Origin of the sequence: Bacillus cereus group sp. BfR-BA-01347 (assembly GCF_022663835.1) — a bacterium.
Lineage (GTDB): Bacteria > Bacillota > Bacilli > Bacillales > Bacillaceae_G > Bacillus_A > Bacillus_A thuringiensis_K.
The window spans coordinates 14170-28581 of the sequence record NZ_JAKUGG010000029.1 but is presented as its reverse complement, the minus strand read 5'-3'; the positions used below and the strand labels follow the sequence as shown (position 1 = coordinate 28581).

Here is a 14412-nt window from a genome sequence, read left to right as displayed (position 1 = left end):
GGAGCAACCTTGATTATAGTAACATTTTGACTCATACAATGTCAACTAAGATTAATTGTTTTTATACAAAATTTATGACGGAAAATTTTACTGTTCCACATAAACCTCATCGTTTTCTACATTCATGTCATCTTGTGTTGTTTTTACAAGATCCACTTTGCGATAACGATTCATACCTGTTCCAGCAGGAACAAGTTTACCGATAATAACATTTTCTTTTAATCCTAGAAGTTCATCGCGTTTACCCTTAATTGCTGCATCAGTTAAGACACGAGTTGTTTCTTGGAACGATGCTGCAGATAAGAATGAATCTGTTTCAAGTGAAGCTTTTGTAATACCAAGCAGAACAGGTCTAGCTGTTGCTGGTTGCTTACCTTGCAGTAAGACCTTAGCATTCGCATCAGTAAACTGATGGATATCTAGTAATGTTCCTGGTAATACATCTGTTTCACCTGCATCACTTACACGAACTTTACGTAACATTTGACGTACCATTACTTCTACGTGTTTGTCACCAATTTCTACCCCTTGCATACGGTATACTTTTTGAACTTCACGTAATAAGTATTCTTGAACCGCCGTAATGTCCGTTACTTTTAGTAATTCTTTCGGATCAATAGAACCTTCTGTTAACTCTTTACCGTGGCTAATTGGCTGTCCTGGAGTTACTTTCAGACGAGCACCGTAAGGAATAGCATACGTACGAGCTTCAACTTCACCCTGTACAACTACTTCTTGGCGATCTTTAACGTCGTTGATCGCTGCGATAACACCGTCGATTTCACTGATAACTGCCTGACCTTTCGGATTACGAGCTTCGAAGATCTCTTGGATACGAGGTAAACCTTGAGTGATATCATCTCCGGCAACCCCACCTGTATGGAATGTACGCATCGTTAACTGTGTACCTGGCTCACCGATAGATTGAGCTGCGATAATACCTACCGCTTCTCCTACTTCTACGTCTGTTCCAGTTGCTAAGTTACGACCGTAACACTTCTTACATACACCGTGGCGAGTGTTACACGTAAACGCTGAACGAATGTTTACAGTTTCAACACCCGAATTTTCAACGATATGAGCGATATCTTCAGTAATTAATTGATTTTCAGCAACTAATACTTCACCTGTTTCAGGATGTTTTACAGTTTTTCTTGCAAAACGTCCAACAAGACGATCATATAATGACTCGATAACTTCATTACCCTCTTTAATCGCACCAATTAATAAACCGCGATCTGTTCCACAATCATCTTCACGAACGATTACATCTTGTGCAACGTCAACAAGACGACGTGTTAAGTAACCAGAATCGGCAGTTTTAAGTGCTGTATCGGCAAGACCTTTACGCGCACCATGCGTAGAGATGAAGTACTCAAGTACTGTTAAACCTTCACGGAAACTCGATTTGATTGGAAGTTCGATGATACGACCAGATGGATTGGCCATAAGACCACGCATACCAGCAAGCTGAGTAAAGTTAGATGCGTTACCACGGGCACCTGAGTCACTCATCATGAAGATTGGGTTGCGTTTATTCAAGGATTTCATCAGTTTTCCTTGGATAACATCTTTTGCATTACTCCAAATAGAGATAACACGATCGTAACGTTCTTCTTCCGTGATTAAACCGCGACGGAATTGTTTAATTACATTATCTACTTTTGCTTGTGCTTCGTGGAGAATTTCATCTTTTTCGCCTAATACAAGAATGTCAGATACCCCAACTGTAATACCAGCTTTTGTAGAGTACTTGAATCCTAAGTTTTTCATACGATCAAGCATGCGAGACGTTTCTGTAATTTGGAAACGTTTGAACACTTCCGCAATGATGTTACCAAGGATTTTCTTGCTAAATGGCGCCACTTCTTCGCGACTAGCAATAATTTCTTTAATGTTCGCACCTTTTTCAACGAAGTATTTCGCTGGTGTTTCTTTTTCAAGGTTTGAATTTGTTGGTTCATTAATATAAGGGAACGACTCTGGTAAGATTTCGTTAAATATTAATTTACCAACTGTTGTTAATAGAAGCATACTCTTTTGCTCTTCAGTAAATGTTGCGTTGTTTACTGCACTTGCAGCTACTGCAACACGTGTATGAAGATGAACATATCCATTTTGATATGCAAGTAATGCTTCGTTTGCATCTTTGAAGACCATACCTTCACCGATTGCACCTTCACGCTCAAGTGTTAAGTAATAGTTACCTAATACCATATCCTGAGATGGAGTAACAACTGGTTTACCGTCTTTCGGGTTCAAGATGTTTTGTGCCGCTAACATAAGAAGACGAGCTTCAGCTTGAGCTTCTGATGATAAAGGTACGTGAACGGCCATTTGGTCACCGTCAAAGTCCGCGTTGTATGCAGTACATACAAGTGGGTGAAGACGGATTGCGCGACCTTCTACTAATGTAGGTTCAAACGCCTGGATACCAAGACGGTGAAGTGTTGGTGCGCGGTTTAGAAGTACTGGATGTTCTTTAATCACAGACTCTAAAACGTCCCAAACTTCAGGTTGTACACGCTCGATTTTACGTTTCGCACTCTTAATGTTATGTGCTAATCCTTTTTCAACTAACTCTTTCATTACGAAAGGTTTGAACAGTTCAAGCGCCATTTCTTTTGGTAATCCACATTGATACATCTTTAAGTTCGGTCCTACAACGATTACAGAACGACCAGAGTAGTCAACACGTTTACCTAATAAGTTTTGACGGAAACGTCCTTGTTTACCTTTAAGCATGTGAGATAGTGATTTTAATGGACGGTTACCTGGTCCAGTAACTGGACGGCCACGACGACCATTATCGATTAATGCGTCTACAGCTTCTTGTAACATACGTTTTTCGTTTTGAACGATGATGCTTGGTGCACCTAAGTCCAATAGACGTTTTAAACGATTGTTACGGTTAATTACACGACGGTATAAGTCGTTTAAGTCAGAAGTAGCAAAACGTCCACCATCTAACTGTACCATTGGGCGTAGTTCTGGTGGGATTACTGGTAGAACATCTAAGATCATCCAAGATGGTTCATTTCCAGAGTTACGGAATGCTTCTAATACTTCTAGACGTTTAATAGCACGAGTACGGCGTTGTCCTTGTGCTGTTTTTAATTCTTCTTTTAAGAAGTCTACTTCTTTATCTAAATCGATGTCTTGTAGTAGCTTTTTAATCGCTTCTGCACCCATAGCAGCTTGGAATGTGCTACCATATCGATCACGATATGCACGGTATTCTTTTTCAGAAAGTAATTGCTTCTTATCAAGTGGTGTATCTCCACTTTCTGTTACAACATAAGAAGCGAAATAAATTACTTCTTCAAGCGCGCGAGGGGACATGTCTAAGACAAGTCCCATGCGGCTCGGGATACCTTTGAAATACCAAATATGAGATACAGGAGCAGCTAATTCGATATGACCCATGCGTTCACGACGTACTTTTGCACGCGTTACTTCAACGCCACATCGATCACAAACTACACCTTTATAACGTACACGTTTGTATTTTCCGCAATGACATTCCCAGTCCTTTTGTGGTCCGAAAATACGCTCACAGAACAAGCCATCTTTTTCAGGCTTTAACGTACGATAGTTAATAGTTTCTGGTTTCTTAACTTCACCGTATGACCAAGAACGAATCTTGTCAGGTGAAGCAAGTCCAATCTTCATATATTCAAAGTTATTTACATCTATCAAGGGGCCTACCTCCCTTTTAGTCTACAGGTTATCCCAATTATTCCTTAGTTGTCTCAACTTCGACATTCAATTTATCTGCTGATTGATGATCATCGTCATCTTCTGTATCACGCATTTCAATTTCTGTATCGTCGCTAGACATCATTTTAACGTCCATACCTAAACTTTGCAGCTCTTTAATCAATACTTTGAATGATTCAGGAACGCCTGGTTCTGGAACATTTTCGCCTTTAACAATTGCTTCATAAGTCTTAACACGTCCAACAACATCATCAGACTTCACTGTTAAGATTTCTTGAAGAGTATAAGCAGCACCGTAAGCTTCAAGTGCCCAAACCTCCATCTCACCGAAACGCTGTCCACCGAACTGAGCTTTACCTCCAAGAGGTTGCTGCGTTACAAGTGAGTATGGTCCAGTAGAACGAGCATGAAGTTTATCGTCAACCATGTGCGCAAGTTTGATCATATACATGACACCAACAGATACGCGGTTATCGAATGGTTCACCAGTACGTCCGTCATACAGGATTGTTTTCGCGTCATTTGCCATACCAGCTTCTTCAATTGTGCCCCAAACATCTTCCTCACGAGCACCATCGAATACTGGTGTTGCAATGTGAATGCCAAGGTATCTTGCTGCCATACCAAGATGAAGCTCTAATACCTGACCGATATTCATACGAGATGGTACCCCTAATGGGTTTAACATGATATCGATTGGCGTACCGTCTGGTAAGTAAGGCATATCTTCTTCTGGTAAAATACGAGAAATAACACCTTTGTTACCGTGACGTCCGGCCATCTTGTCACCTTCAGAAATTTTACGTTTTTGAACGATATATGCACGTACAAGTTGATTCACGCCTGGTGGCAATTCATCGCCATCTTCACGGTTGAATACTTTTACGTCTAAGATAATACCGCCACCACCGTGTGGTACACGTAGTGATGTATCACGTACTTCACGCGCTTTTTCTCCAAAGATAGCATGTAATAGACGTTCTTCAGCTGTTAATTCTGTTACACCTTTAGGTGTTACTTTACCAACAAGTAAATCTCCATCTTTTACTTCAGCACCAACGCGAATGATACCGCGCTCGTCAAGGTTACGTAATGCGTCTTCCCCAACGTTTGGAATGTCACGTGTAATTTCTTCTGGTCCAAGCTTCGTATCACGAGCTTCTGATTCATATTCTTCAATATGAATAGAAGTGTACACATCATCTTTTACAAGGCGCTCACTCATGATGATCGCATCCTCGTAGTTATAACCGTCCCAAGTCATGAAGCCAACAAGCACGTTACGTCCAAGTGCTAGTTCACCTAATTCCATAGAAGGACCATCCGCAAGGATTTCACCTTTTACAACTTCATTTCCAACACTTACGATTGGACGTTGGTTGTAACAAGTTCCTTGGTTAGAACGAATGAATTTTTGCATTTTATAGCGATCTAAGTCGCCTTTTACTGTTTGACCGTCAACTTCTACATAGCGACGTACCCAAACTTCACGTGCTTCTACGCGCTCAACAACACCAGGATGTTTACAGATTACTGCAGCACCTGAGTCTTTTGCTGATACGTACTCCATACCTGTACCTACAATCGGAGATTCCGGATTCATTAACGGAACCGCCTGACGTTGCATGTTCGCTCCCATAAGTGCGCGGTTAGAGTCATCGTTTTCTAAGAACGGAATACAAGCTGTCGCTGCCGACACTACTTGTTTTGGAGATACATCCATGTAGTCGATGCGTTCTCTATTTGTGACAATGTTTTCACCACGGAAACGAGCTACGATATCTTCACTTAGGAATTCACCTTCGTCAGATAATTTCATATTCGCTTGGGCTACAACATAGTTATCTTCTTCATCTGCTGTTAAGTAATCAACATGCCCTGTTACAAGACCAGTTTCTGGGTCAACACGACGGTATGGTGTTTCAATGAAACCAAACTCATTTACTTTCGCGAACGAAGATAACGAGTTAATCAAACCGATGTTTGGTCCCTCTGGTGTTTCAATCGGACACATACGACCGTAGTGAGAGTAATGAACGTCACGCACTTCAAAGCCTGCGCGCTCACGTGTTAAACCACCAGGTCCTAATGCAGATAGTCTTCGTTTGTGAGTTAACTCTGCTAATGGGTTTGTTTGGTCCATAAACTGAGATAACTGAGAACTTCCGAAGAACTCTTTAATAGATGCAATAACAGGACGAATATTAATTAGTGCCTGTGGTGTAATTGCATTTGTATCTTGGATCGACATTCTCTCACGAACAACACGTTCCATACGAGAAAGACCGATACGGAATTGATTTTGTAATAGTTCTCCAACAGAACGCAGACGACGGTTTCCTAAATGGTCAATATCATCTGTATCCCCTACTTTGTATAGTAGGTTGAAGAAGTAACTGATAGAAGCAAGGATATCACCTGGTGTGATGTGTTTCACATCACGAGTAATGTTTGCATTACCAATTACATTAATTACGCGTTCGCCTTCCGACTCAGGAGCATAAATCTTAATAGATTGCAGCTCAACATCGCCTTCTACCACTCCACCCATTGGTTTCGCTGTTTTGAATCCAATGTTTTTCTCTAAGTAAGGTAAAATGCGATCAAGTGTACGACGATCTAAGATTGTTCCTTCTGCCGCTAAAATTTCACCAGTTTCTGGATCCACTAATGTTTCAGCTAAACGTTGATTAAACAATCTGTTTTTAATGTGTAACTTCTTGTTGATCTTATAGCGACCTACATTTGCTAAATCGTAGCGCTTTGGATCGAAGAAACGAGACACAAGTAAGCTCTTAGCATTTTCTACTGTTGGTGGTTCACCAGGACGTAGACGCTCATAAATTTCAAGCAATGCTTTTTCTGTGCTATCTGTGTTGTCTTTTTCTAATGTGTTGCTTAAGTATTCGTTATCACCTAAAAGCTCGGTGATTTCTTGATCAGAGCCAAACCCTAATGCGCGTAACAAAACAGTTACAGGAAGTTTACGCGTACGGTCAATACGCACATATACAACATCCTTAGCATCTGTCTCATACTCTAACCAAGCTCCGCGGTTTGGAATTACAGTAGCAGTAAAACCACGTTTTCCGTTTTTATCCACTTTGCCACTATAGTATACGCTTGGAGAGCGAACTAACTGGGAAACGATAACACGTTCTGCACCGTTAATTACGAATGTTCCAGTCTCTGTCATGAGTGGGAAATCTCCCATGAACACATCTTGTTCTTTTACTTCACCAGTTTCCTTGTTGATTAGACGCACTTTTACACGAAGTGGTGCTGCATACGTCACATCACGCTCTTTGCATTCGTCTACAGAGTATTTAGGTTCACCTAAGCTGTAGTCGATAAATTCAAGCGATAGATTTCCCGTAAAGTCTTCAATCGGAGAAATGTCTTGGAACATTTCTCGCAAACCCTCATCAAGAAACCACTGATAAGAAGAGGTTTGAATTTCGATAAGATTTGGTAACTCTAATACTTCACTAATACGGGCATAACTTCTTCGTTGGCGGTGGCGTCCGTATTGAACTAGTTGACCTGTCAACTGCTTCACCCCTCAAATCATGAGTATTATAAATGCACAAAAAAATTTGTGCAAAATCACAAATAAATACAACTACTGCTATTAGCGTAGTCTCTTTCTCTTAAAGATAAATACGTTGAGTCTTTCTACCTGCTCAAAAAAGAAAAATGGCTTCTATAAGAAAACCATCATTCTGTTTCATAATCTGCTGATTTTACTATCTTTTCCAAGAGAAACAAAAATATACATCTTTCTCAACGCAGAAAATCATATATTGGCATTGTATAATGTTAACATAGCCAAAAATAACCGTCAACGTTTTTTTGATTTTATGATATAATATCCTTTTTTCTTTTCTACAACCTCAACTTCAGAAAATACTTCTTCTAGTTTTTTTAGCGCAGACGGTGCACCTTGTTTCTTTTGAATAACAATCCAAAGTTCTCCACCTGGAACTAAATACTCCACAGCTTTTTCTAAAATCTCATGTACGATATCTTTACCCGCACGAATCGGAGGGTTAGATAGAATAGCAGCATACTTACCATCTACATTTTCATAGACGCTACTTTGAAAAATACGTATATTCTCGATTTTGTTATTAGCGGCGTTTTCTTTCGCAAGCCCAAGTGCCCTCTCATTCACATCCACCATGTGAACTTCACGACCTTGAAACTCTTTCGCTAACGACAAACCAATAGGACCGTATCCGCAACCTACGTCTAATATATTACCTTTAATATCTGGCATTTGAAACGCTTCAATTAAAAGACGGGAACCAAAGTCCACTTCGTTTTTCGAGAACACCCCATGGTCAGATAAGAAAGTAAATCGAGATCCACGAAGGACAAACTCCCATCGCTTGCGATCACTTTTACTAGAAGGGTCGTTAGAAAAATAATGGTCTGCCATATGGCCACCTCTTTTCTTTACAGTTAAAAAAAAAGCTCGCATGAGAGCGAGCTTTTTTTAAAGCATCAAAAGTTAATTACTTAACTTCTACAGCAGCGCCAACTTCTTCAAGTTTAGCTTTGATTTCTTCAGCTTCTTCTTTAGCAGCAGCTTCTTTGATTACTTTTGGAGTGTTGTCAACTAATTCTTTAGCTTCTTTTAAGCCAAGACCAGTGATTTCACGAACAACTTTGATAACTTTGATTTTTTGTGCACCAGCGCTAGTTAGTTCCACATCAAATTCAGTTTTCTCAGCAGCAGCTTCTCCAGCGCCACCAGCAACAGCTACAGGAGCAGCAGCAGTTACGCCGAATTCTTCCTCGATAGCTTTTACTAAGTCGTTAAGTTCTAATACAGTCATAGATTTAACTGCTTCAATGATTTGTTCTTTAGTCATTGTAAATATCCTCCCTTAAATAGGTTTGTATTGTTTTATCGATAATACGTAATTATCTTTTAAAAAATTAAGCGCCTTGCTCTTCCTTTTGGTCTGCAACTGCTTTAGTAGCAAGTGCAAGGTTACGGATTGGAGCTTGAAGAACGCTAAGAAGCATAGAAAGTAAGCCTTCACGTGATGGAAGAGTAGCGATTGCTTTAACCTCATCAAGTGTTACAAGTTTACCTTCGATTACGCCCGCTTTAATTTCTAAAGCTTCATGATCTTTAGCGAAGTCGTTTAATACTTTCGCAGGAGCAACTACATCCTCGTTACTGAACGCGATTGCGTTTGGTCCTGTTAAGAATTCATTTAACTCAGCCATTTCAGCAGATTCTGCAGCACGACGAGTTAGAGAGTTTTTGTAAACTTTGAACTCAACGCCAGCTTCACGTAATTGCTTACGTAATTCTGTTGCTTCAGAAACTGTTAAACCACGGTAGTCAACAACGATTGTAGATTTACTAGCGCGAAGTTTGTCCGCGATTTCAGTTACAACTTGTTGTTTAGTTTCGATTACTTTGCTCATGTTATTACACCTCCTGTAGATTATATAGAAGATGTACCGAAAGTGCACTAAAAACCTCCATGCCCAACTTGTAGACATGGAGGCATATAGTCACAGAAAAAAGATTCCGCTTCGTATATTAACACCTAGGTAGGAAATTAAGTCTATTGACACCTACTGTCTACGGTACACTAATTAAATTCACAACATAAATGATTATATTAAAACTTCTTTATGAAGTCAACTTCCAAAATTTACGCTAATGTAGAAACGTCTACACGTACGCCAGGTCCCATTGTAGAAGCAACTGTTACGTTCTTCATGTAAGTACCTTTTGCAGCAGCTGGCTTAACTTTTTGTAAAGTGTCAGCAATTGTTTTGAAGTTTTCTACTAATTTAGCATCTTCGAAAGATACTTTACCGATTGGAACGTGGATGTTACCAGCTTTATCAACGCGGTATTCAACTTTACCAGCTTTGATTTCGTTAACAGCTTTAGTTACATCGAAAGTAACTGTTCCAGTTTTAGGGTTTGGCATTAAACCTTTAGGTCCTAATACGCGACCAAGTTTACCAACTTCACCCATCATGTCAGGAGTTGCTACTACTACATCGAAATCGAACCAACCTTGTTGGATTTTACCGATGTAATCAGTATCGCCTACGAAGTCAGCTCCAGCAGCTTCAGCTTCTTTAGCTTTTTCACCTTTAGCAAATACTAATACACGTTGTACTTTACCAGTACCATGTGGAAGAACAACTGCACCACGGATTTGTTGGTCAGCTTTCTTAGGGTCAACACCTAAACGGAATGCAGCTTCTACAGTTGCATCAAATTTAGCTGTGTTTGTTTTCTTTACTAATTCTACTGCTTCTGTTGCAGAGTAAGCAGCTGCACGATCAACAAGCTTTGCAGCTTCTACGTACTTTTTACCTCTTTTAGCCATTTTTATTTCCTCCTCGAATGTGGTTTTAGCGGAATAACCTCCCACGTTTACGCCTGTTTTCAGGTATAACCTGAGGATGAGCGCCATCCATTTATTTAAAAACGATAATCATTTACGATAATAAAGGTTGCGAATTGGAATTCCAGACCCGCAACCTTTTTTAAAAACAAATCGAATTAGTCTTCGATAACGATGCCCATACTGCGTGCAGTACCTTCAACCATACGCATTGCAGCTTCTACGCTAGCAGCGTTTAGGTCAGGCATTTTAGTTTCAGCGATTTCGCGTACTTTATCACGCTTAACAGTTGCCACTTTATTACGGTTTGGTTCACCAGAACCAGACTCAATACCAGCTACTTTCTTAAGAAGAACAGCAGCAGGAGGAGTTTTAGTAATGAAAGTGAATGAACGGTCCTCAAATACCGTAATTTCAACAGGGATGATAAGACCTGCTTGATCTGCTGTACGAGCGTTAAACTCTTTACAGAAGCCCATGATGTTAACACCTGCTTGTCCTAATGCTGGACCAACTGGTGGAGCTGGGTTAGCTTTACCTGCAGGAATTTGAAGCTTTACCATTTTAATTACCTTTTTAGCCACGAGACACACCTCCTTAAGTCCGTGATGTGGTCAATTGGACAGTGATTTGCCCTCCCACGTCATATTTTATCTGTAAGGATAAAATCTTTCAAAAAACGTCTCCGATAACGAAGACGTACTGACTTAAAAGATATTATCACTTTTTACAATTCATTTCAAGTTTCATTTTATAATTTTTCAATTTGATGGAAGTCAAGTTCAACTGGAGTCTCGCGACCAAACATGTCCACAAGTACGCTAACCTTTTTCTTCTCCACATCAATTTCTTCAATAGCACCTGTATAATCTGCGAATGGCCCCTCATTTACACGTACTGTCTCATGAAGTTCAAAGTCGAAATCAACCACTTCGTTATCCATGCCCATATGTTTCATAATGGTAACAACTTCCTCTTCTAATAGAGGTGATGGTTTAGATCCAGAACCAGAAGAACCAACGAACCCAGTTACACCTGGCGTGTTACGTACAACATACCAAGAGTCATCAGTCATGATTAATTCTACTAATACATAACCTGGGAACACTTTTCTTTTCATTAATTTTTCTTTTCCGTTTTTCATTTCTACTTCTACTTCTTCCGGGACAACAACACGGAAAATTTTATCTTGCATACCCATTGATTCTACACGTTTCTCTAGGTTTGCTTTTACTTTATTTTCATATCCAGAATAAGTATGGACAACATACCAACTTTTTTCCATTCATTTAGGACGAGCGTCCTTCCCTCCCTGACGTACATTTTTTTGCGCAAATGAAAAAACCCGTTCACCGGGCTTTTACACAGTTCTTATAAATAACATTATATCATGGATAAGTGCTTCTTATTCAAGAATTAACCAAGAATTAACCGAATTAAAGAAGAAATGCCCATATCAACTACTGCGAAGAAAATCGCAAAGAACACAACTGTAGCAACAACAGTCGCTGTTGAGCGGAGTAATTCATCTTTTTTAGGCCAACTTACTTTTTTCATTTCGCGACCTACATCGCCGAAAAAGTTCGTTAAACGCATCTGCGGGACCTCCAGTGTATTATTTCAATTATTTATTTTGTTTCCTTGTGAACTGTATGCTGATTGCATGTTTTACAAAACTTTTTTATTTCAAGTCGCTCTATTGAGCTCGTATCTTTCATAGTAGAGTAGTTTCGATTTTTACACTCTTCACATGAGAGTACAACTTTTTTCCTCATTAGTTACACCAACCTTGTAACATTATGTCCCTAAAAATGTATCATACAATAAAAGACAATGTCAATGACATGCATTTGTACTCTCTACAAAAGAAAACAGGTGATTTATTTTACACCTGTAGCACTTGTTACTTCTTATGAATTTAAAGTTGTACTTTCTCTCATTTCCATATATCGTTCCAATTTCCTCTTTACTCGTTGTAAAGCGTTATCAATAGATTTCACATGCCTGTTTAACTGTTCTGAAATCTCTTGATAAGAACGACCATCTAAATATAAAGAAAGCACTTTCCTTTCTAAATCGCTTAATAATTCAGATATTTTTGATTCTATGTCTGTATATTCTTCCTGGCTAATGATCATCTCTTCAGGATCAGTCACCTTTGCTTCAGAAATAACATCCAATAACGTTCGATCAGATTCCTCATCGTAAATCGGCTTATCTAAAGACACATACGAATTTAAAGGAATATGTTTTTGTCTTGTTGCCGTTTTAATAGCGGTAATAATTTGTCGAGTGATACATAGTTCAGCAAATGCTTTGAATGAAGACAGCTTGTCCTCTTTATAATCACGAATTGCTTTAAACAACCCTATCATACCTTCTTGAACAATGTCTTCTCGATCGGCACCCACTAAAAAGTAAGATCTTGATTTCGCACGAACAAAGTTCTTATACTTGTGAATTAAATATTCTAGAGCGTCAGTATTACCTTTTCGAACTAACTCAACGATTGCCTCATCCTCTAAATCACGAAATGTAACGTCGCCTATACTTACGAAGCCTGCTTCCACCTTGATCCCTCCGACCGCTATTTATTTAGCAATATTATACAGTAAAAAGATAAAGAGCGTCAATGCTTCAACGCTCTCCTCTTCTTAATTTTTCTAATTTTTCTGTAATATCTTTACTAAATATCTTTCGCATGGCGGGCTGCTGTTCTTTCGTGTCTTTTGTACGCCTTCTTACTTGTTGTTCCATCGCTTGTACTTCCAACTCTAATTCACGCGCAGATTTTCGAAGGGCACCTTGCCCAAATATAACCCATTGTTCTGTATAATCAGAAGTCGCAACATATATTTGTGTATTTATATTTCTAAGCTCTATTGCAAGTTGCTCTATCTTTTCGTCTGCAGTTTGATTCTTTCGTGTGAATATGACTTCTACACGAGATTGTTTCATCTTTTTTTCAATACCATGGACTGTATAGGCATCAAAGACTATCATCACTTTTGTGCCTGTATACCCTTGATAATCCGCCATCTTATCAATAAGCGCATCTCTTGATGATTGTAAATCTACATCCCGCAGTTTCTTCAAATCTCCCCAAGCTCCGATAATGTTGTAACCGTCAACGATTAAAATATCGTTCATTTTTTATTTACCAATTTCGTGACGTTTACGATATACCTCATACATTAACAAACTTGCGGCTACTGAAGCATTTAAGGATGTAACTTTCCCCACCATCGGTAGAGTGATTAGGAAATCACATTTTTCACCAATAATACGACTCATACCTTTTCCTTCACTACCAATTACTAATCCAATCGGCATTGTACCATCTAAATTACGGTAATCCGTTTTCCCTTTGGCATCTGTACCAGCAATCCAAAGTCCACGCTCTTTTAATTCATCAATTGTACGAGATAAGTTTGTTACGCGCGCAACAGGAATGTATTCAATCGCTCCTGTTGATGCTTTCGCAACTGATGCTGTAAGTCCCACAGCTCTTCTCTTCGGAATAATAATTCCATGAGCTCCTGTTGCATCAGCAGTACGCATAATAGAACCTAGGTTATGCGGATCTTCAATCTCATCTAAAATTAAGAAGAATGGATCTTCATTACGTTTTTCTGCCACTTTGAATAAATCTTCTAACTCTGCATACTGATATGCAGCTACTTGAGCAATTACACCTTGATGATTACCCTCAACTAATTGATCTAACTTTTTCTTTGGTGCATGTTGTAAAATAATCTTATTTTCTTTCGCTAACGCTAGTACAATTTGTACTTGTCCTTTGGCAGCACCTTCTGCGATCCAAATTTTATTAATATCTCTCCCTGATCTTAACGCTTCAATTACAGGGTTACGTCCGATAATATATTCACTAGTCATGATGATGTGCCCCCTTCCTTTTCTTCTAAAACTGCAATTGCCTTATATACAATTTCATCTAATCTTTCACGATTATTTAATAAATGATGATAACCAATTAGTGCTTCAAAGGCTGTACTATGTCGATATGTTTGTACATCCGTATTTTTCGGAACTGTACCTGAATTTGCATTACGCCCTCTTCTTAATACCGCCTCTTCTTCCTCTGTCAAAAATGCCGTCTCTAATAAATGATAAACAACTTTCGCCTGTGCTTTTGCTGAAACAAAGCTCGTCCCTAAGCGATGTAATTGATTAGGGCGAACTTTTCCTTTTTGAAGGAGGTGATAGCGGATATATTGTTCATATACCGCATCACCCATATACGCTAACGCCAAGCTGTTTAATTGCTTTGCATCAATCATCC

At 39.2% G+C, this 14412-nt stretch carries 14 protein-coding genes and 1 other annotated feature; all 14 genes read right to left on the bottom strand.

Features of this window, described 5'->3' with window-relative positions; all coding sequences use genetic code 11:
• Positions 1 to 87: 87 nt before the first annotated feature.
• A complete protein-coding gene (gene rpoC / locus MR143_RS28280; RefSeq protein ID WP_000567939.1) occupies positions 88 to 3699 on the bottom strand; it encodes a DNA-directed RNA polymerase subunit beta' in 3612 nt (1203 codons plus the stop codon).
• Between the two features lie 37 nt (positions 3700 to 3736).
• Entirely contained in the window at positions 3737 to 7270 is a 3534-nt protein-coding gene (gene rpoB / locus MR143_RS28275; RefSeq protein ID WP_000147553.1) for a DNA-directed RNA polymerase subunit beta, read from the bottom strand.
• Between the two features lie 291 nt (positions 7271 to 7561).
• Positions 7562 to 8161, bottom strand: a complete 600-nt coding sequence (locus MR143_RS28270) for a class I SAM-dependent methyltransferase (protein WP_000763289.1) — start codon at positions 8159 to 8161, stop codon at positions 7562 to 7564.
• Positions 8162 to 8237: 76 nt separating this feature from the next.
• Entirely contained in the window at positions 8238 to 8597 is a 360-nt protein-coding gene (gene rplL, locus MR143_RS28265) for a 50S ribosomal protein L7/L12 (RefSeq protein ID WP_000159736.1), read from the bottom strand.
• A gap of 67 nt (positions 8598 to 8664) precedes the next feature.
• Positions 8665 to 9165: a 50S ribosomal protein L10 gene (gene rplJ, locus MR143_RS28260; RefSeq protein WP_000048716.1), complete on the bottom strand. Its 501-nt coding sequence runs from the start codon at positions 9163 to 9165 to the stop codon at positions 8665 to 8667.
• A gap of 39 nt (positions 9166 to 9204) precedes the next feature.
• Positions 9205 to 9349 (bottom strand) — a sequence feature (ribosomal protein L10 leader region).
• Between the two features lie 49 nt (positions 9350 to 9398).
• The gene (rplA, locus tag MR143_RS28255; RefSeq protein WP_001987630.1) at positions 9399 to 10091 is read right to left on the bottom strand and encodes a 50S ribosomal protein L1; all 693 of its coding nucleotides are present in this window, start codon (positions 10089 to 10091) and stop codon (positions 9399 to 9401) included.
• Between the two features lie 176 nt (positions 10092 to 10267).
• Complete coding sequence (rplK, locus tag MR143_RS28250) at positions 10268 to 10693, bottom strand: 50S ribosomal protein L11 (RefSeq protein ID WP_001085872.1); 426 nt, start codon at positions 10691 to 10693, stop codon at positions 10268 to 10270.
• Between the two features lie 167 nt (positions 10694 to 10860).
• Positions 10861 to 11394 carry a transcription termination/antitermination protein NusG gene (nusG, locus tag MR143_RS28245; RefSeq protein WP_000415794.1) on the bottom strand — a complete coding sequence of 178 codons (534 nt, stop codon included), beginning with the start codon at positions 11392 to 11394 and terminating at the stop codon, positions 10861 to 10863.
• A 131-nt stretch (positions 11395 to 11525) separates the two neighbouring features.
• Positions 11526 to 11705, bottom strand: a complete 180-nt coding sequence (gene secE / locus MR143_RS28240; RefSeq protein ID WP_001241323.1) for a preprotein translocase subunit SecE — start codon at positions 11703 to 11705, stop codon at positions 11526 to 11528.
• A 32-nt stretch (positions 11706 to 11737) separates the two neighbouring features.
• Positions 11738 to 11884 carry a 50S ribosomal protein L33 gene (gene rpmG, locus MR143_RS28235; protein ID WP_014481927.1) on the bottom strand — a complete coding sequence of 49 codons (147 nt, stop codon included), beginning with the start codon at positions 11882 to 11884 and terminating at the stop codon, positions 11738 to 11740.
• 135 nt (positions 11885 to 12019) lie between these two features.
• Positions 12020 to 12679 carry an RNA polymerase factor sigma-70 gene (locus tag MR143_RS28230; protein ID WP_000387193.1) on the bottom strand — a complete coding sequence of 220 codons (660 nt, stop codon included), beginning with the start codon at positions 12677 to 12679 and terminating at the stop codon, positions 12020 to 12022.
• Between the two features lie 67 nt (positions 12680 to 12746).
• Positions 12747 to 13259 carry an NYN domain-containing protein gene (locus MR143_RS28225; RefSeq protein WP_000997886.1) on the bottom strand — a complete coding sequence of 171 codons (513 nt, stop codon included), beginning with the start codon at positions 13257 to 13259 and terminating at the stop codon, positions 12747 to 12749.
• Between the two features lie 3 nt (positions 13260 to 13262).
• On the bottom strand, positions 13263 to 14006 hold the full coding sequence (gene rlmB / locus MR143_RS28220; RefSeq protein ID WP_000200237.1) for a 23S rRNA (guanosine(2251)-2'-O)-methyltransferase RlmB: 744 nt from the start codon (positions 14004 to 14006) through the stop codon (positions 13263 to 13265).
• On the bottom strand, positions 14003 to 14410 hold the full coding sequence (locus tag MR143_RS28215; RefSeq protein WP_000564261.1) for a Mini-ribonuclease 3: 408 nt from the start codon (positions 14408 to 14410) through the stop codon (positions 14003 to 14005). The genes rlmB and MR143_RS28215 overlap by 4 nt, the downstream gene beginning before the upstream one ends.
• Positions 14411 to 14412 lie beyond the last annotated feature (2 nt).